Consider the following 18613-nt stretch of genomic DNA (forward strand, 5'->3'; position numbering starts at 1 on the left):
GGAACATGGTTGAATTCGGTAGAGACAGTTGTTGAAATGCGCGGGATTACCAAGCGCTTTCCCGGCATCGTCGCAAACGACAACATCAACCTGGTCGTGAAAAAAGGCGAAATCCACGCCCTCCTGGGGGAGAACGGCGCGGGGAAGTCCACGTTGATGAACATCTTGTTTGGCTTGTATCAACCGGATGAGGGAGAAATCCTCATCAACGGGAAACCGGTACACATCACGAGTCCCAACGTCGCGAACGAACTGGGCATCGGCATGGTGCACCAACATTTCATGCTTGTGGAAACCTTTACGGTCACTGAAAACATTGTGTTAGGAAACGAACCGAAAAACGGGTTGCAGATAGATATTCGCCGAGCGGTCAAGGAAGTGGAGGAGCTTTCCCGCAAGTACGGGCTGAAAGTGGATCCCACTGCCAAAATTGCCGATATTTCCGTAGGCATGCAGCAGCGGGTGGAGATTTTGAAAACGCTTTACCGCGGGGCGGACATCCTCATTTTTGACGAGCCGACCGCCGTCCTGACCCCGCAGGAGATTCAGGAACTGATCGAGATCATGCACAATCTGGTGAAAGAGGGCAAGACGATCATCCTGATCACCCACAAGTTGAAGGAGATCATGGCCGTCTGCGACGCGGTCACGATCATTCGCCGGGGCAAGGTGATCGATTCGGTCGCCGTCAAGGATACCAACCCGGACGAGTTGGCCGCCAAGATGGTGGGGCGCGAGGTTACGTTCAAAGTGGACAAGAAGCCACCGCAGCCGAAAGAGGTCATCCTCTCCGTTGAGAACGTCACCGCCATGGGCAACCGCGGCGTCAACGCGCTGAACGGCATCTCGTTTGAAGTGCGCGCCGGGGAGATCCTCGGCATCGCCGGCGTGGACGGCAACGGCCAAAGCGAGCTGATCGAGGTGCTGACCGGACTGCGCAAGGCTTCCGGCGGACGGATCCTCTTGAAGGGCCAGGACATTACCAACCGGCTGCCGCGGGAAATCTCGGAAGCGGGCCTGTCCCACATTCCGGAAGACCGGCACAAGCGCGGGCTGGTGCTCGACTTTACCATGAGCGAAAACATGGTGCTGGAGACGTACTTCCACCCGCGGTTCAACAAAAACGGCTTCCTGGACTACGCGGCGATTGACAAGCACGCATCCAGACTGATCGAGGAGTTCGACGTCCGCACGCCGAGCATCCACACCAAGGCACGAGCGCTTTCCGGCGGCAACCAGCAGAAGGCAATCATCGCCCGCGAAGTGGACAAGGACCCGGATCTTTTGATCGCGGCGCAGCCGACGCGCGGGTTGGACGTGGGGGCCATCGAGTTTATCCACAAACGGCTCGTGGAGCAGCGCGACAAGGGCAAGGCCGTGCTGCTGATTTCGCTCGAACTGGACGAGGTAATCAACGTATCCGACCGGATTGCGGTCATTTACGAGGGACAGATTGTCGGCATTGTCGACGCCAAGTCGACGACCGAACAAGAACTGGGCTTGATGATGTCCGGCGGAAAACGGATGCAAGGAGGAGGAAGCGATGAATAGAGTGATTGCTGTTTTTACCAAGGAATCGTTCCTCGTCCCGGCAGCAGCTATCATTCTTGGATTATTGACCGGCGCCGTCGCCATGCTCGCGGGGGGATTCAACCCGATCAAGGCGTACGCGTCCCTTGTGGAAAAGGTATTCGGCAGTTCGTACAACTTCGGTGAGACGATCCGCCAGATCACGCCGCTGATCTTTACGGGCCTGTCCGTGGCGTTTGCTTTCCGCACCGGCCTGTTCAACATCGGGGCGGAGGGGCAGTTCATCATGGGGATGATCGCCTCTACGGCGGTAGGCATTTCCCTGGATCTCCCGGCGTACATTCACGCGCCGCTCGCCGTGCTGGCCGGTGCGCTGGCAGGGGGCCTGTGGGGAGCCATCGCCGGCTACCTGAAAGCGGCCCGGGGCGTCAACGAGGTCATCACGACCATCATGCTGAACTGGATTGCCCTCTACTTTGCCAACTACATTCTGAACGCTTTCTTCGTGCCGGTGGGGCAGCAGCGTTCCGAGATGATCAAGGATTCCGCCTCCATCACGATCGGCTGGCTGTCACAGATGTTTGACAGCGCCCGTCTGCACTGGGGGACGCTGTTGGCCGTTCTCGCCGCCGTCTTTTTCTACGTCGTCCTGTGGAAGACCAAGACCGGTTTCGAACTGCGCGCGGTCGGTCTGAACCCGCACGCGTCCGAGTACGCCGGAATGAACGTCAACCGCAACGTCGTCAACGCCATGTTTGTCGGCGGGATGTTCGCCGGCATCGGCGGCGCATGCGAGATCCTGGGCGTGTTTCACTACCAGGCTGTCATGGCGGGCATGCCGGGGTACGGCTTTGACGGAATCGCCGTCGCCCTGATCGGCGGCAACAACCCGTTGGGCGTCGTCCTGGCAGCGATTCTCTTCGGCATGCTGACGTTCGGCGCAGCCGGCATGAAGTTTGGCGCCGGCGTTCCGGTCGAGCTGATTCGCGTCGTGATCGCGTCCGTCATCTTCTTCGTGGCTGCTCACGGCATCGTGAAAGTCTTCCTGAAGCCTATTCTGAAGAAAAAGGAGGGTGGAAACTGATGGATTGGGGTACGATCCTCAGCAACCTGGTTCACGATACCATCGTGTTTTCCACTGCCTTGATTTTTGCCGCGCTGGGCGGCATGTACTCGGAGCGTTCCGGGGTCGTCAACATCGCGCTGGAAGGGATGATGATCATCGGGGCGTTTACCGGTGCCGTGGTCACCTTCTTCGCTCAGGACGCGTTCGGCAGCGGTGCGCCGTGGGTGGGCTTTGCCGCCGCGATCGTGGCCGGTGCGATTTTCGCCCTGCCGCACGCGGTGGCCTCGATTACGTTCAAAGCCGACCAGGTGGTCAGCGGCGTTGCGCTGAACTTCCTGGCCGCGGGGTTGTCCGTCTACCTGACCAAGATCATCTTCCACGGTGCGGGTCAAACCACGACGCTCTCCCACGTGTTCGGCAAATGGCACATTCCGCTGCTGGCCGACATCCCGTATGTGGGACACGCGCTGTTCGAAGGGTATCCGACCAGCTTTATCGCGTTTGCGCTGGTGGCTCTCTCCTGGTACGTGCTGTTCAAAACGCCGTTCGGTCTGCGGCTGCGGGCGGTCGGTGAGCATCCGCGCGCCGCGGACACCGTCGGCATCAACGTCAAGCGCATGCGCTACACCGCGGTCATGATCAGCGGCGCCCTGGCGGCGATGGGCGGCGCGACGATCGCCCTGACCACGACCAGCAACTTCTCCCACAACACGGTGTCCGGCCAAGGATTCATCGCGCTGGCTGCCTTGATTTTCGGGAAGTGGCATCCGGCCGGCGCGATGGGCGCGGCGCTGTTCTTCGGGGTGGCGCAGGCGATCAAGTCGCTGGTGCAGATCTTCGGTCTGACCCAATACGTTCCGACCGGATTCATCTACATGCTTCCGTACATTTTGACCATCCTGGTCCTGGCGGGCGTGGTCGGCCGTTCGAGCGCACCCGCCGCACTGGGCAAGCCGTACGAGACCGGCTCCCGCTAATAAAACTCGATCATGCGTCTGGAACCTGGCGCTCTCCCTCCGCGGTCGTGCTCTCTCCAAACCGCGCAGGGGGAGGGGCGATTCGCCGTTTGTGGAAACGGCGGTCGGTCTCCTGCCCGGACTTCCGGGCGCTTTTTTGTTGGAGCGCGAACGATCAGCAAATGCGTCCGCGTAATCCCGAGAGAGATTGGGGCACACTACACGGAGGAAGCACTTCTTCATAAAGGAGGACGTCTGATGTGGACCTGCCCCTACTGCGGCGGCACCCACGGCCTGCCGTTTCACGACAGCCAACTGGACGGGATGCTCTGCCTGGAACCCGACTGCGGCCGCTTTGTCGAAAGCAATGCGGACCCCGACGATCTCAGCGAGTGGGATGACACCGATCTGTAGCGAAACGGGAGCGGGACCCGTTCTTTTGCAGTGGTAGGCATCGGCCGGGGTGCATACAGTAACAGAAGAGATCATTTTCACGGCGAAAAGGCGGAGACGGTACGGTCCCGCCTCTTCTCGTCTGCTTTGCTGAACGGCCTGCCAATTGGTTACAATAGAAGAGATCAAGCCGACGGAGAAGGGAGAATGGGATATGAGCGAGCAGCGAAATGAGATTGCGTTTCACACCTCCTCAGTCAACGGAATCCATGTACATATCCTGCCGACTGCCAAATTCAAGACCACGACCATCGTGACCATGATCGAACAGGAACTGTCCGAAGCGCACGTGACCAAGACGGCGCTCCTGGCCATGGTAATGAAGCGGGCAACCGCCCGATTCCCCGAGACCAAGCAGCTTCGCGAACATCTGGACTATCTCTACGGAGCGATTTTCGACGTGGACGTGGTGAAAAAGGGAGAGCGGCAGATCCTCCAGATCTACATGGAAGTGCCGAACGAGAAGTACCTTTCGCAAGAGACGTCCCTCTTGGACCAGGCGATTCGCTTCGTCGGCGACGTGCTGACCCGCCCCTATCTGGAAGGGGAAGCGTTTGCCGAAAAGTACGTCGCCCAGGAAAAAGAGACGCTGCGCAAGCGGATCGAGAGCCTGATTGACGACAAGATGAAGTACGCCAACCAGCGGGTGACGGCGGAGATGTGCAAAGGGGAGCCGTTCGCCCTGCTCGCCCAGGGGCGGACCGAGGATCTGCCGTCCATTACGGGGGCGGAGCTGTACCGCTATTTCCGCGAGATCACGTCGCGCAATCCGATCGACATCTTCGTGGTCGGGGACGTGCAGCGGGCGGAAGTGGAGGAGGCGATCAGCACCCATGTGACCCCGGATCGGGCGGAGGTGATAACGTTCCCGCCGACCAACGCCACTAAACAAGTGACCCAGGCGCGGGAAGTCATCGAGCGGCTCGATGTCAGCCAGGCGAAACTGAACATCGGCTGCCGGACGCAGATTTCCTACAAGGACGACGATTACCCGGCGCTCCTGGTCTACAACGGCGTGCTGGGCGGCTTTCCCCATTCCAAACTGTTTGTCAACGTTCGCGAAAAGGCGAGTCTGGCTTACTACGCCGTCTCCCGGCTGGAGAGCCACAAAGGCATCCTGATGATGATGTCCGGCATCGACGCAAACAACTACCGGCGGGCTGTCGACATCATCAAGGAACAGTTGGATTTGATGCGGCAGGGAAGCATCACCGCCGGAGAACTGGAGCAGACAAAAGCCACGCTGACCAATCAGTTCCGCGAACTGCTGGACAGCGCCCGGATGATGATCGACTTTGCCTACAACGGCGTGCTCAGCGGGCGGAAACGACAGTTGAACGAACTGCTGAACGAGATCAACGGCGTGACGGTGGACGACATTAAACGCGTGGCTGAACGCGTCGCGATCGATACCATCTATCTCTTGCGGGACAAAAAGGGGGATGTGTAACATGCAGACCACCGTGTTTGAACAGGTGAACGAAACCGTCTATCACGAGAAACTGCCGAACGGCCTGCAGGTGTACCTGGTGCCCAAGCAGGGATTCAGCAAGACGTACGCCGTCTTTACCACGCGGTACGGCTCGGTCGACAGCCATTTTCGCACCCGCAGCGGGGAAGAGGTGCACGTGCCGGACGGGATCGCTCATTTTCTGGAACATAAAATGTTTGAGAAAAAAGACCGGGATGTCATGCACGAGTTCAGCAAGAACGGCGCCTCCTGCAACGCCTTCACCAGCTTCAACCGCACGGCGTACCTGTTTTCCTGCACCGACAAGCTGGAGGCCAACCTGAATCTGCTCTTAGATTACGTGCAGGAACCGTACTTTTCCGACGCCAGCGTGGAAAAGGAAAAAGGCATCATCGGCCAGGAAATCACCATGTACGACGACAACCCGGACTGGAAAGTGTACATGAATCTCCTGAAAGCCATGTATCAGCGGTATCCGATCAACATCGAGATCGCCGGCACGATTGACTCCATCTCCAAGATCACCAAGGAGATGCTGTACCAGTGTTACGAAACGTTTTACCATCCGGCTAACATGCTGCTGTTGGTGGTGGGGTCGTTTGAGCCGGAAGCAGTCATGGACTTGATCCGGAACAATCAGGCCGCCAAGGAGTTCCCGCCCGCGCCGAAGATCGAACGCATCTTTCCGGAAGAGCCGGCGGAAGTGGCCGAGCGGCGCATCGAACATCATCTGCCCGTGGGGATGCCCAAATGCATGATCGGCTTCAAGGAAAAACAAAGCGGTTTGTCCGGAGAGGCCTTGTTAAAACGGGAGCTTGCCACTAAACTGTTGTTGGACATCGCGTTTGGCACCAGCTCCGCCCTCTACCAGAAATGGTACGACAGCGGGCTGATCACGGAGAATTTCGACGTCGACTACAGCGGCGAACAGGACTACGGCTACTCCATTATCGGCGCCGACACTCCCGATCCCGACCGCTTGGCCGAAGAAGTCAAGCAGGGAATCGCGGCGTTGAAGCAGTCGGGCATCGCGCAGGACGATTTTGAACGCGCCAAGCGGAAAAAAATCGGCCAGTTTTTGCGCTCGCTGAATTCCGTGGAGTTTATCGCCAACCAGTTTACCAGCTACAAATTCAACGGCAGCGACCTCTTCTCCGTGGTGCCGGCGCTGGAGTCGATCACCCGCGAAGACGTGGAGGAACGCTTGAGGGAGCACTTTCTGCCGGAACAAATGTCCATCTCGATCGTTCGTTCCGCTTCGCCGCAGGAGTAGTGAACGCACATGAACCCACAGACGCCTTGGGCGTTGGTGACAGGGGCGTCCGGCGAGATCGGCCGCGCCATCAGCCTGGCGTTGGCCGCGTCGGGCGTCCCGCTTTACCTGCATTACCATCAATCCTACGACAAGCTGGAGCCGGTGCTGAACGAATGCCGGGCTCGGGGCGTCCCCGCGTATGCCCTGCAGGCCGACCTGCGCGACGTGGGGCAGATCACCGCCATGTTTCAGGCCATGCCCGTTGCCCCGCTGCTGCTCGTCAACAACGCGTCGGCGGATCACGTCGGTCTTTTTACCGATGTGTCGCCCGAAATGTTTGACGAGCTGGTGGCGCTCAACGTCCGCTCCGCCTATTTCGTGACGCAGGCGGCGTTGGGTGCGATGCTTCGGGAGCGGTACGGCCGGATCGTCAACATCTCCTCCGTCTGGGGCCTGACGGGCGGCTCCTGCGAAGTGCTCTACTCGCTCACCAAGGGGGCCGTCAACGCCTTTACCAAAGCGCTGGCCAAAGAGCTTGCCCCCAATGGCATCACCGTAAACGCGGTGGCGCCGGGAGCGATTCAGGGCGGCATGATGGAGCGGTTTTCTCCCGAGGAACTGGAAATGATCGCCGCCGAGATCCCTGCCGGCCGTCTGGGCACGTCGGCGGAGGTGGCTGCGGTCGTCCGCTTTTTGCTGACGGCAGAGGCGAGCTACCTGACCGGTCAGATCATCAGTCCCAACGGTGGCTGGTACGCCTGAGACGGCATGCATAATTCCCTCCTGATGATGGCATTCTACCAATATACGGGCACAAACCTGTCCGTAACGCACAGAAGGAGGGAATAGTACATGTCGGTTCTCGACAATTTCCGCGACTGGAAGCAATTTCTCGGCGAGCGCGTAGAGCAGGCCAAACAGGCTGGCATGGAAAGCGACACCATTCAAAATGTGGCGTATCAGATCGGCCATTACCTGGCCGGTCAGGTGGACCCGAAAAACGATCAGGAGCGCCTGCTGAAGCAGTTGTGGGACGCCGGCGACGAAGAGCAGCAGCGCGCGCTGGCATCCATGATGGTCAAGCTGGTGGAGAACGACGCCGGCCCCAACCAAGGCAGCTAACTGCACTGAAATCCCCTTTCCACGGGGATTTTTCTTTTCCGTCCGAATCTCTGATTGTCGATCGTTCGGAACGTGATATACTACATACGAAGAGAAAATTGGCTGTCGGAGAGGATAGGGGCATGGAAGCGAAAAAAGAGTGGTACATGGAATACGAAATCTCCAAAAACCGGCCCGGTCTGCTGGGGGATGTCGCCTCCATCTTGGGGATGCTCAACATCAATATCGTGACGATCAACGGTGTCGACAACATGCGACGCGGCATGCTGCTGCTGACGGATGACGACGAAAAAATAGAGGTACTGCGCAACGTTGTGCTAAAAATGGACAATATAACCATAACGAGGCTGCGGCCGCCGACGATGCTGGACAGACTGGCGGTTCGCCACGGGCGCTACATCGAGCGCGACAGCGAGGACAAAAAAACGTTCCGGTTCGTGCGCGACGAGCTGGGGCTCTTGGTCGACTTCATGGCGGAGATTTTGAAGCGGGAGGGCCACCAGTTGATCGGCATCCGCGGCATGCCGCGCGTCGGCAAAACCGAGTCGATGATCGCGGCCAGCGTGTCGGCCAACAAGCGCTGGACGTTCATCTCCTCCACGCTGCTGCGGCAGACCGTGCGCAGCTCCCTTGCCGTTGATGAGATGACGACTGATCATGTATATTTAATAGATGGAATTGTGTCGACGCTGCGCTCCACGGAGAAACATCACGCGCTGCTGAGGGAAATCATGAACTTCCCGGCCGCCAAGATCATCGAACATCCCGATATTTTCGTCCGCGAGTCGGAGTACGAACTGTCAGATTTTCACTACATCATCGAACTGCGTCAGCATCCGGACGAAGAGATTACATACGAGTTGATCAACAACCGCGGCTTCGACCATTTCGACATGAATTAAGGAGGGTAAGCTGTGTCTGAGCTAGGTCAAGTACTACAAAGGGCCCGCGAAGAAAAAGGGATCACGCTCGACGACATCCAACGGATCACCAAGATCCAGCGGCGATATTTGGAAGCCATTGAAAGGGGCCATTTTCACGTACTCCCTGGCCACTTTTACGCACGGGCTTTCGTCAAGAGCTACGCGGAAGCCGTCGGTCTTGATCCGAACCACATCATGAGTCACTTCCAGGCGGATCTGCCTGCCCAACCTCCGCAGGAACAAGTGGAACGGCTGCGCCGCCGCCGGGTGGCGTCCGCCAACAACCCGCTGCAGGCCGGCAGATGGCTGACCAAGACCTTGCTGGTGCTGTTTATCGCGCTGATCATCGGGGTGATCTACATCGCTGTCGTCAACAGCGGGATGAACACCCAGCCGGCGGTGCCGGGGGGGAATCTGTCGTCAGGCGCGGAAATCGTCAATCCGGGCCAGAGCGGCACGCCGACGCCAACCCCTTCGCCGCAGACCCAGACGCCCAGACCTCCCGCCACCGTTACGGAACCGGCTCCCGATTCGACCGCGGCCGTCCCGGAGGTTCCGAGCGGCGAGCAGCAGGCGACGGTCACGTTCGAGTCGCAGCAGGGGTCCCTGTACAAGTACACGCTGAGCGGCGGCGGCGACAAGATCACGGTCAAACTCAAAGTCGTCAACGACAAATGCTGGTACGGGGTGTCCGAGGCGAAGGGCAAGAAATACGTCAAAGAGGGCACGTTGAAGAAAGACGAGGAAGTCGTCGTCGAACTGGGCAAGACGGCATACATCCGTCTGGGCAAGCCGACGGTCGTGGAGATGACGGTCAACGGCGCGCGTGTAGACACGTCCAACATGAAATACATGCCGTCCAACGTCGTCGTTACGATGGCACCATCCGTTACCCAGTAGGCAAGCGTCATGCTTGCCTTTCGTACTTTCTTCACTTTTGACACTCCGTTGCGGCTTATATTATACTGAATAGGTGTAATCTGGGCAGGTGTGACCAATTGGAGGAAAACAGATGACAGAGAAGGTAGGCTCACGTGAAAAAGTAGCGATCGTTACGCTGGGCTGTGAAAAGAATCTGGTCGATTCGGACATGATGGCCCATCTGATAGATGAAAAAGGCTACGAACTGGTCGATAACCCCGAAGAAGCAACGGTCGTCATCGTCAATACCTGCGGATTCATCGACGCCGCCAAGGAAGAATCGGTCAACAAGATACTCGACATGGCGGAGCTGAAGGAATCCGGCAAGCTGAAATCGCTTGTCGTGGCAGGCTGTCTCACGCAACGGTACAAAGAGGATATTCTAAAAGAGATCCCGGAAGTGGACGGCATTGTCGGAACAGGCGATTTTATGTCGATTACGGACATTATTGCTGAATCGCTCGCGGGCAAGCGGCCCGCCTATGTCGGCAATCCCGTCTTCACTTACGAGGAAGTGGTCAAACGGAAAGTGAAGGCAGGGACCTATTCCGCCTACATCAAGATTGCGGAGGGCTGCGACAACGCCTGTACGTTCTGCAGCATTCCGCTGATGCGCGGAGGATTTCGCAGCCGGACCATCGAATCGATCGTGGAGGAGGCAAAGCATCTCGCGGAGCAGGGGATTGTGGAGATCAGCCTGATCGCGCAGGATTCCACCAACTACGGCACCGACATTTACGACGGCAAGCACATGCTGCCCCAGCTGCTGAACCGGTTGGCCGAAGTGGACGGGATTCAGTGGATCAGACTGCACTATGCGTACCCCGGTTTCTTTACAGACGAGCTGATCGAGGTGTTTGCGACCAATTCCAAAGTGTGCAAATACGTTGATATGCCGCTGCAGCACTCCGAGGATCATATCCTGAAAAAGATGCGCCGCCCCGGCCGCCAGCGTGATGCCCGCGAACTGGTGGCGAAGATTCGCGCCCGCGTTCCGGACGTCGCCCTGCGAACGTCCCTGATCGTCGGCTTCCCCGGCGAGACGGAAGAGGACTTCCAGCGCCTGTGCGAATTTGTGAAGGATGTGAAGTTTGACCGGCTGGGCGTCTTCACCTATTCGAACGAAGACGATACGCCGGCGACCCGTCTGCCGAACCACGTCGACGAGGAGACCAAGGAAAAACGGGCCAACATCCTGATGGAGATTCAGCGGGAAATCGCCGCCGAGCGAAACGGCCGCTTTGTCGGACAGGTGCTGGACGTGCTCATCGAGCGGTACGAAGGGCGCAATGACATCTACGTCGGCCGCACCCAGTACGACGCTCCGGAGATTGACGGCGAGGTGTTCGTCACGGGATACAAGGGCGAACTGGGCAAAATCGTGAAGGTGAAGATTACGCACTCCTACGAATACGACTTGGCCGGGGAGGTAGTCTAGGTGAATCTCGCCAACCGCATCACCCTCGCCAGGATCTTCCTGGTGCCGGTAGTCATGTTTTTTCTGCTGGTGCGTTACAACATCGGGACGTTTACCATCGGCAGCGTGTCGATGACGTACAACGAACTGATTGCGGCATTGGTATTCATCCTGGCGGCCAGTACGGACGGTCTGGACGGCTATATCGCCCGCAAACGCAAAATCGTGACCAACTTGGGGAAGTTCCTCGATCCGTTGGCGGATAAGCTGCTGATTTCCGCGGCGCTGATTTCGCTGGTGGAAATGCACCGGCTGGAAGCGTGGATCGCCATCGTCATCATCAGCCGCGAGTTTGCCGTGACCGGTCTGAGACTGGTGGCAGCGGCGGAAGGGCAGGTAATTGCCGCCAGCGCATTGGGCAAACTGAAAACATGGGTGCAGATCGTGGCCATTACGGCGGTGATGGTGAACAATTTTCCGTTTGAGATTTTCGGCATTCCCTTTGATGAAGCGGCGATATGGGCAATGGTGGTGATTACCCTGTACTCCGGGTATGACTACTTCGCCAAGAATCGCAACGTCATCCAATACTCGTAAGAAACGGGTATTGGTCTTCTTTTCTTACCGTATCAGACAGGAAAACCGTTCGGGGACGGCCTGACGATGCGGCAGGAAAAGCTTCGCCGGATGGGCTTCGACGGGCAGCGTTACTTTATTTCCAAAGAGAGTGGATGAGGGGCATGAGAGCGGAGATTATCGCGGTGGGAACGGAACTTTTGCTTGGGCAGATCGCCAATACGAACGCCCAGTATCTCTCCCAGAAGCTGGCGGAAATCGGCGTTGGCGTCTATTTCCACACGGTGGTGGGGGATAATGCCGAACGGCTGGCAAGCGTGATCCGCCAGGCGTCGGCCCGGTCCGATCTGATCGTGTTCACCGGCGGACTGGGACCGACCCAGGACGACTTGACGAAAGAAACCGTGGCGGAGCACCTGGGCGTCGGGTTGACCACCGATCAGGCGGCGATGGAGCGGATCGAGTCGTTTTTTCGCCAGCGGGGCATCACGATGACGGAGAACAACCGCAAGCAGGCGCTGGTGCTGGCGGGCAGCCGCGTCTTCCCGAACGATCACGGCATGGCGCCCGGCATGGCGGCGCAGCGCGACGGACGCACCTACGTGCTGCTGCCGGGGCCGCCCAGCGAACTGTACCCGATGGTGGAGAAATACGTGATGCCGTATCTGATTGGGCTGAAGCCGGAGCAGCAGGTGTTTCACTCGCGCGTGCTGCGCTTCTACGGCATTGGCGAATCGGCGCTGGAGGAACGGCTGCTCGACCTGATCGAACGGCAGGACAACCCGACGATCGCCCCGTACGCCAAGGAGTTTGAAGTGACGCTGCGGATCACTGCCAGGGCGGCGAACGTGGACGATGCGGAGCGGCTGATTCAGCCCGTGGAGAGGGAGATTCGCGAGCGGTTGGGCGAGTACATCTACGCGACGGGAGAGACGTCGCTGCACGAGGTGCTGGTGGACGAACTGAAGCGCAGGGGCGCGACGATCGCCTGCGCGGAGAGCTGCACCGGGGGAACGGCCGCCTCCCTCATTACATCCGTACCCGGCAGTTCCGCCGTCATGCGCGGCGGAGTGGTGTGCTATACCAACGAGGCGAAGCGGCAGCTGCTCAACGTGCCGGAGGAAGTCCTGGCAGGGGAAGGGGCCATCAGCGAGACGACGGCCCGGCTGCTTGCCGAAAACGTCAGGACGACGCTCGGCGCGGACGTCGGCATCTCCGTGACGGGGGTGGCCGGCCCTGATTCCTCTGAAGGCAAACCGGTGGGATTGGTCTACGTGGGCGTCGCCGTGGAAGGGCTGCCCACGCTGGTCAAGGAGCTTCGCCTCGCCGGACGACGACAGGCCATCGTCGGCCGGGCGGCCAAATTTGCGCTGTTTTACGCGCTGCAACGACTAAAAGAAAGGTGACAACACATGACGATTTTTTCTGATTTTCCTTTACATAAATCCATTCTGCAAGCCATTTACGACATGGGCTTCGAAGAGCCGAGCCCGATCCAGGCTGCCTGCATCCCGAAAGTGCTGGAGGGCGGAGACCTGATCGGTCAGGCGCAAACGGGTACGGGGAAAACCGCCGCATTCGGCATTCCGCTGATTGAAAAAGTGACGCCGGGCAACCGCGTGCAGGCGATCGTCCTGACGCCCACCCGCGAGCTGGCCATCCAGGTGGCGGGCGAGCTCTTGCGCATCTCCAAGTATAAAAAAGTCCGCACGCTGCCGATCTACGGCGGACAGTCCATCGGGCACCAGATCCGTGCGCTCCGCCAGGGCGTCCAGGTCGTGGTGGGGACGCCCGGCCGCGTGCTTGACCACCTGCGCCGCAAAACGCTGAAGCTGGAGCACGTGCACACGCTTGTGCTGGACGAAGCGGACGAAATGCTGGATATGGGGTTCATCGACGACATTGAAACCATTATCAACCACCTCCCGGAAGACCGTCAGACCCTGCTGTTCTCCGCGACCATGCCGCCGGAAATCAAGCGCCTGGCGACCCGCTACATGAAACAGCCGCAGACGATCGCCGTCAGCCGCGAAGAAGTGACCGCTCCGCTGATCGAGCAGGTCTACTACAAGGTGTTTGAACGCAACAAGGTGGAAAGCCTCTGCCGCATCCTGGACAGCGAAGACGTCGAGCTGGGGATCATCTTCTGCCGCACCAAACGGGGCGTGGACGAACTGACCGAAGTGCTGCAGGCGCGCGGTTACCTGGCCGACGGCTTGCACGGCGACCTGTCCCAGGCGCAGCGCGACAAGGTGATGAACGCCTTCCGCGAGGGCTCCATCGAGCTGCTGATCGCGACCGACGTGGCGGCGCGCGGCATTGACGTCGGCAACGTTTCCCACGTCATCAACTACGACATCCCGCAGGATTCCGAAAGCTACGTGCACCGGATCGGCCGTACGGGCCGCGCCGGCCGCAAGGGCATTGCCATGACGCTGGTGACGCCGCGCGAGATGCGCCAGATGATGTTCATCCAGAAACAGACCAAAGCCCAACTGATCTGCCGCAACGTGCCGTCCCTGGAGGAAGTGGCGGAACGCAAGCAGGAGCAGCTGCGGGAACAACTGGTCAACCTGCTGGAGAGCGATGGCGTGGCCGACATGTACGTGAAGGTGGCCAACTCGCTCATCGGACAGTACCCGGCGGAGAAGATCGCCGCTGCGGCGCTGCACCTCGCGTTCCACACCGAGATCGGCGAGTCGGAGGAGACTGAGGTCTACAACTTCGGGGAGACCGGCGCCGCCAAGGGGATGGTGCGCTTCTTCCTCAACGTGGGCCGCAACGTCAACGTACGCCCGCAGGATCTGGTGCGGGAGATTTCCGAGTCCGTCGGAATCCCCGGAAAGGCGGTCGGCCGCATCGACATCTTCGAGAACTTCACCTTCGTGGAGGTTCCGGAAGAAGTGGCGCCGTTCGTCTACGAATCGCTTCGCCAAACGCGCATCAACGGCAGACGGATCAACCTGGAGCCGGCAAAGCCGCGCGCCAAGCGTTCCTGATACCGACAGCCGACAAAGGCCGTCACGTTCCGTTTTCGGGGCGGACGGCCTCTTTTCATCATGCGAATATTTGTTCGCAAAAAATACTTGGCAAACGCTTCTGTCTCGATGTATGATGAAGACAAGCAAATCAGTTACGAGTTGAAAGGGAGTGTACCATTTGTCAGATCGTCGCGCTGCTTTGGAAAGTGCATTGCGTCAAATAGAAAAACAGTTCGGGAAAGGATCCATCATGAAGCTGGGGGACATGGCCAACGTTCAGGTTTCCACCGTCTCCAGCGGAGCGCTCGCCCTCGACATCGCCCTGGGTGTGGGCGGATTCCCGCGCGGCCGGATCATCGAAATCTACGGACCGGAATCCTCCGGTAAAACGACGGTTGCCCTTCACGCCATCGCCGAAGTGCAGCGCCAGGGCGGACAAGCCGCGTTTATCGACGCAGAGCACGCGTTGGACCCGGTCTACGCGGCAAAACTGGGCGTAAACATCGATGAGCTGCTGCTCTCCCAGCCTGACACGGGCGAGCAGGCGCTGGAAATCGCCGAGGCGCTGGTGCGTTCCGGTGCCGTTGACATCATCGTCGTGGACTCCGTAGCCGCGCTCGTGCCGAAAGCAGAGATTGAAGGCGAAATGGGCGACTCCCACGTGGGGCTGCAGGCCCGCCTCATGTCGCAGGCGCTGCGCAAACTGTCCGGGGCCATCAACAAATCGAAGACCATCGCCATCTTCATCAACCAGCTCCGCGAGAAAGTGGGCGTCATGTTCGGCAATCCGGAGACGACGCCGGGCGGACGCGCGCTCAAGTTCTACGCGAGCATTCGCCTGGACGTGCGCAAGGCGGAAGCGATCAAGGTGGGCAACGACGTGATCGGCAGCAAGACCAAGATCAAGGTCGTGAAAAACAAGGTGGCGCCGCCGTTCAAAACCGCCGAAGTGGACATCATGTACGGCGAAGGCATTTCCAAGGAGGGCAGCATCCTCGACATCGGCGCGGAGATCGATGTGATCCAGAAGAGCGGGGCATGGTACTCCTTCAACGATGAGCGTCTGGGCCAAGGACGGGAGAACGCCAAACTCTTCCTCAAGGAAAACCCGGAAGTGGCGGCGCAAATCGAAGCCAAAGTGCGCGAGTATTTCAGCCTTAATCCCAACTCCATCCCGAGCATGGAGCCGGTCAACGATCCGGAGCAGGATGAGGAACCGGTATTTGATTTCGAGTAATCGCTTGACAGCCTGTCGCCCTGACAGGCTGTTTGATGTTCGAACCCCCGCCCGGCGCAGACGTGCTGCGAGCCGGGCGGGGTTCGCCGTAAAGGGGGGAGAGGCGCGATGAAAAGCGGCCGGATTACCGCCGTTCACCGCGACGCGAAAAACCAGCATCGCTATCATATTCAAATCGGCGACGAGGTCGTCTTTTCCGTTCATGAAGACATCCTCGTCAAGTATCAGCTTTTGAAGGGAACGGAGCTGGACGAGGCGTTCTGCCGGGAGGTGCTGCTCGCCGAAGAAGAGCACAAGGCCTACCTGTTGGCACTCCGCTATCTGGGCATCCGCCCGCGGACGAAAAAGCAGGTCGCTTCCTATCTCCGGGAGAAAGGGTATGCGGCGGACGTGGCGGATGAAATCTGCCGCCGCATGGAAGAACAGGGCTATCTGGACGATGAGCGGTTTGCCCGGCAGTGGGTGGACGAACGGCTGCGGCTCAAGCCGCGCAGTCCGTACATGATGCGGATGGAACTGCAGCAGCGGGGAATTGACAGCGACACGGCGGATGCGGCCGTGCGTGCCGTTTCATACGAGGATGAGCTGGAAGCGGCCCGCAGGCTGGTGGAAAAGAAGCGGCGGCACCGGCAAGGGCCGCCGGAACCGGACGAGGAGCGAAAGCTGCTGGCGATGCTGGCGCGCAAGGGGTTCTCCGGCTCAATCGTGCAGCAGATTCGCCGCGAACTGCGTGAGGACGGCGGGTCATAGCATTTGCAGTTCTTGACAATTCTTGTTCACAAATAATAAAATAGATTTGTATTTACTTGGTGCATCATACCTTTTCGCTGATTTGATCGCTCGTTGCCAGTGTAACAACTGAACACCCGTACGAACCTGTGCGGATTCAGCGGACCGAGTAAAATCGGTCTTGTTTTTTAACTATACCGGAGCGAAACAACAGCGACACGCCATGAAAAACGAATGTTTGGAAAGCGGGGAGATGTCTTACCACAAGGAGGTGAAACAAAAGAGCCTATGGCCATTATGGATCCGATTGTACTGATCGTGCTATTCGCCGTGCTGATTGTCGGTTATGGTGCCGGCTACTTCACGCGCAAATCCATTGCGGAGGCGAAGATCTCCAGCGCCGAAGAAGCGGCGCGGCAGATCGTCGAAGAAGCCAAACGGGACGCCGAAGCCGTCAAAAAGGAAAAGGTGCTGGAAGCCAAGGACGAGGTATTCAAACTGCGCTCCGAGGCGGAAACCGAACTGCGCGAACGCCGCAACGAAATTCAGCGCCAGGAACGCCGCATCCTGCAGAAGGAAGAGGCGTTGGACCGCAAGATGGAACAACTGGAGCGCAAGGAGGACGAACTGGCCGAGCGCGACAGAACCATCGCGGAACTGCAAAGCAAGGTAGAGCACTTATATAAAGAACAAGTGGCCGAGCTGGAACGCATCTCCGGACTGACCCAGGAAGAAGCCAAGAACATCATCCTGACCGATGTGGAGAACACCGTTCGCCACGAAATGGCGGTCATGATCAAGGAGATCGAGACACAAGCCAAGGAAGAGGCGGACAAGCGGGCACGCGAGATCATCACCACCGCCATCCAGCGGTGCGCGGCCGACCATGTGGCGGAGACCACCGTTTCCGTGGTTACGCTGCCGAACGATGAGATGAAAGGCCGCATCATCGGACGCGAAGGACGCAACATCCGCGCGCTGGAAACGCTGACCGGCATCGACTTGATCATCGACGACACGCCGGAAGCGGTCATTCTGTCCGGCTTCGATCCGATTCGTCGGGAGATCGCCAAAACCGCTCTGGACAAGCTTGTTGCCGACGGACGCATCCACCCCGCCCGCATCGAGGAGATGGTGGAAAAAGCGCGTCGGGAAGTGGATGAGCGCATCCGCGAATACGGCGAGCAGGCGACGTTTGAAACCGGTGTTCACGGCCTGCATCCGGATTTGATCAAGATTCTCGGCCGTCTGCGCTACCGGACCAGCTACGGGCAAAACGTCCTGAAGCACTCGATGGAAGTGGCCCACCTGGCCGGACTGATGGCAGCCGAACTGAGAGAAGACGTCAAACTGGCAAAACGGGCCGGTCTGCTTCACGACATCGGCAAGGCCATCGACCACGAAGTGGAAGGTTCCCACGTGGAGATCGGCGTGGAACTGGCGAAGAAATACAACGAGCATCCCGTTGTCATCAACAGCATCGCGTCCCACCACGGGGATACCGAGCCGACATCCGTCATCGCGATGCTGGTGGGAGCGGCTGACGCGCTCTCTGCCGCCCGGCCGGGAGCCCGCCGTGAAACGCTGGAGACGTACATCAAGCGGCTGGAAAAGCTGGAGGAGATCTCCGAGTCGTTCGACGGCGTGGAAAAATCGTACGCGATTCAGGCCGGCCGCGAAATCCGCGTGATGGTGCAGCCTGAGAAGATCGACGATGCGGAAGCGGCGCGTCTGGCACGCGACATTACCAAACGAATCGAAAACGAACTTGACTATCCGGGTCACATCAAGGTGACCGTAATCCGTGAAACGCGGGCAGTCGAGTATGCAAAGTAAAGTGGCTTACGGCCACTTTACTTTTTTGATGCGAAAGAAAGGGGAACGGTTGGAAGCGTACCGTGCTGTTTTGGACCGAACCGCTTCCCGACCAGGATCAGCTTTGCCGGGAGCCCTCTATTCAAGTTTTTCTTCGGTCA

Annotated in this window: 17 protein-coding genes; all 17 read left to right on the forward strand. The window is 58.8% G+C overall.

Annotation, left to right across the window (positions count from 1 at the left end; genetic code table 11):
- Positions 1 to 36 precede the first annotated feature (36 nt).
- The 17 genes from M516_RS0110105 (at position 37) to rny (ending at position 18473) form a co-directional block, all read left to right on the forward strand.
- Positions 37 to 1551: an ATP-binding cassette domain-containing protein gene (locus tag M516_RS0110105; RefSeq protein ID WP_193746967.1), complete on the forward strand. Its 1515-nt coding sequence runs from the start codon at positions 37 to 39 to the stop codon at positions 1549 to 1551.
- The gene (locus M516_RS0110110) at positions 1544 to 2614 is read left to right on the forward strand and encodes an ABC transporter permease (protein WP_029099020.1); all 1071 of its coding nucleotides are present in this window, start codon (positions 1544 to 1546) and stop codon (positions 2612 to 2614) included. The genes M516_RS0110105 and M516_RS0110110 overlap by 8 nt, the downstream gene beginning before the upstream one ends.
- Entirely contained in the window at positions 2614 to 3573 is a 960-nt protein-coding gene (locus tag M516_RS0110115) for an ABC transporter permease (protein WP_029099021.1), read from the forward strand. Before M516_RS0110110 ends, M516_RS0110115 begins: the two co-directional genes overlap by 1 nt.
- A 237-nt stretch (positions 3574 to 3810) precedes the next feature.
- A complete protein-coding gene (locus M516_RS25535) occupies positions 3811 to 3966 on the forward strand; it encodes a CpXC domain-containing protein (protein WP_162836724.1) in 156 nt (51 codons plus the stop codon).
- Positions 3967 to 4159: 193 nt separating this feature from the next.
- A complete protein-coding gene (yfmF, locus tag M516_RS0110125) occupies positions 4160 to 5455 on the forward strand; it encodes an EF-P 5-aminopentanol modification-associated protein YfmF (RefSeq protein ID WP_029099022.1) in 1296 nt (431 codons plus the stop codon).
- A gap of 1 nt (position 5456) precedes the next feature.
- Positions 5457 to 6749 carry an EF-P 5-aminopentanol modification-associated protein YfmH gene (gene yfmH, locus M516_RS0110130; protein ID WP_029099023.1) on the forward strand — a complete coding sequence of 431 codons (1293 nt, stop codon included), beginning with the start codon at positions 5457 to 5459 and terminating at the stop codon, positions 6747 to 6749.
- 9 nt (positions 6750 to 6758) lie between these two features.
- Positions 6759 to 7493 carry an elongation factor P 5-aminopentanone reductase gene (ymfI, locus tag M516_RS0110135; RefSeq protein WP_029099024.1) on the forward strand — a complete coding sequence of 245 codons (735 nt, stop codon included), beginning with the start codon at positions 6759 to 6761 and terminating at the stop codon, positions 7491 to 7493.
- Positions 7494 to 7583: 90 nt separating this feature from the next.
- Positions 7584 to 7853: a DUF3243 domain-containing protein gene (locus M516_RS0110140; RefSeq protein WP_029099025.1), complete on the forward strand. Its 270-nt coding sequence runs from the start codon at positions 7584 to 7586 to the stop codon at positions 7851 to 7853.
- Positions 7854 to 7975: 122 nt separating this feature from the next.
- Positions 7976 to 8755 (forward strand): DUF3388 domain-containing protein, encoded by a 780-nt coding sequence (locus M516_RS0110145; protein WP_029099026.1) that lies wholly within the window; start codon positions 7976 to 7978, stop codon positions 8753 to 8755.
- A 12-nt stretch (positions 8756 to 8767) separates the two neighbouring features.
- The gene (locus M516_RS0110150; protein WP_029099027.1) at positions 8768 to 9676 is read left to right on the forward strand and encodes a helix-turn-helix domain-containing protein; all 909 of its coding nucleotides are present in this window, start codon (positions 8768 to 8770) and stop codon (positions 9674 to 9676) included.
- A gap of 112 nt (positions 9677 to 9788) precedes the next feature.
- Entirely contained in the window at positions 9789 to 11135 is a 1347-nt protein-coding gene (gene rimO / locus M516_RS0110155; RefSeq protein ID WP_029099028.1) for a 30S ribosomal protein S12 methylthiotransferase RimO, read from the forward strand.
- Positions 11136 to 11711: a CDP-diacylglycerol--glycerol-3-phosphate 3-phosphatidyltransferase gene (gene pgsA / locus M516_RS0110160; protein WP_029099029.1), complete on the forward strand. Its 576-nt coding sequence runs from the start codon at positions 11136 to 11138 to the stop codon at positions 11709 to 11711.
- Positions 11712 to 11854: 143 nt separating this feature from the next.
- Entirely contained in the window at positions 11855 to 13096 is a 1242-nt protein-coding gene (locus M516_RS0110165) for a competence/damage-inducible protein A (protein WP_029099030.1), read from the forward strand.
- Between the two features lie 6 nt (positions 13097 to 13102).
- Positions 13103 to 14689 (forward strand): DEAD/DEAH box helicase, encoded by a 1587-nt coding sequence (locus M516_RS0110170; RefSeq protein WP_029099031.1) that lies wholly within the window; start codon positions 13103 to 13105, stop codon positions 14687 to 14689.
- A 160-nt stretch (positions 14690 to 14849) separates the two neighbouring features.
- A complete protein-coding gene (gene recA / locus M516_RS0110175; RefSeq protein ID WP_029099032.1) occupies positions 14850 to 15908 on the forward strand; it encodes a recombinase RecA in 1059 nt (352 codons plus the stop codon).
- A 108-nt stretch (positions 15909 to 16016) separates the two neighbouring features.
- Positions 16017 to 16658 carry a regulatory protein RecX gene (locus M516_RS0110180; RefSeq protein ID WP_029099033.1) on the forward strand — a complete coding sequence of 214 codons (642 nt, stop codon included), beginning with the start codon at positions 16017 to 16019 and terminating at the stop codon, positions 16656 to 16658.
- A 276-nt stretch (positions 16659 to 16934) separates the two neighbouring features.
- A complete protein-coding gene (gene rny, locus M516_RS0110185) occupies positions 16935 to 18473 on the forward strand; it encodes a ribonuclease Y (RefSeq protein ID WP_029099034.1) in 1539 nt (512 codons plus the stop codon).
- Positions 18474 to 18613 lie beyond the last annotated feature (140 nt).

Source organism: Brevibacillus thermoruber 423, assembly GCF_000454065.1.
In the GTDB taxonomy this organism is placed as follows: domain Bacteria; phylum Bacillota; class Bacilli; order Brevibacillales; family Brevibacillaceae; genus Brevibacillus; species Brevibacillus thermoruber.

Coding starts and splice junctions, on each gene's coding strand:
- M516_RS0110105 (WP_193746967.1), top strand. CDS start 37: ATGCGCGGGATTACCAAGCGCTTTCCCGGCATCGTCGCAAACGACAAC.
- M516_RS0110110 (WP_029099020.1), top strand. CDS start 1,544: ATGAATAGAGTGATTGCTGTTTTTACCAAGGAATCGTTCCTCGTCCCG.
- M516_RS0110115 (WP_029099021.1), top strand. CDS start 2,614: ATGGATTGGGGTACGATCCTCAGCAACCTGGTTCACGATACCATCGTG.
- M516_RS25535 (WP_162836724.1), top strand. CDS start 3,811: ATGTGGACCTGCCCCTACTGCGGCGGCACCCACGGCCTGCCGTTTCAC.
- yfmF (WP_029099022.1), top strand. CDS start 4,160: ATGAGCGAGCAGCGAAATGAGATTGCGTTTCACACCTCCTCAGTCAAC.
- yfmH (WP_029099023.1), top strand. CDS start 5,457: ATGCAGACCACCGTGTTTGAACAGGTGAACGAAACCGTCTATCACGAG.
- ymfI (WP_029099024.1), top strand. CDS start 6,759: ATGAACCCACAGACGCCTTGGGCGTTGGTGACAGGGGCGTCCGGCGAG.
- M516_RS0110140 (WP_029099025.1), top strand. CDS start 7,584: ATGTCGGTTCTCGACAATTTCCGCGACTGGAAGCAATTTCTCGGCGAG.
- M516_RS0110145 (WP_029099026.1), top strand. CDS start 7,976: ATGGAAGCGAAAAAAGAGTGGTACATGGAATACGAAATCTCCAAAAAC.
- rimO (WP_029099028.1), top strand. CDS start 9,789: ATGACAGAGAAGGTAGGCTCACGTGAAAAAGTAGCGATCGTTACGCTG.
- M516_RS0110165 (WP_029099030.1), top strand. CDS start 11,855: ATGAGAGCGGAGATTATCGCGGTGGGAACGGAACTTTTGCTTGGGCAG.
- M516_RS0110170 (WP_029099031.1), top strand. CDS start 13,103: ATGACGATTTTTTCTGATTTTCCTTTACATAAATCCATTCTGCAAGCC.
- M516_RS0110180 (WP_029099033.1), top strand. CDS start 16,017: ATGAAAAGCGGCCGGATTACCGCCGTTCACCGCGACGCGAAAAACCAG.
- rny (WP_029099034.1), top strand. CDS start 16,935: ATGGATCCGATTGTACTGATCGTGCTATTCGCCGTGCTGATTGTCGGT.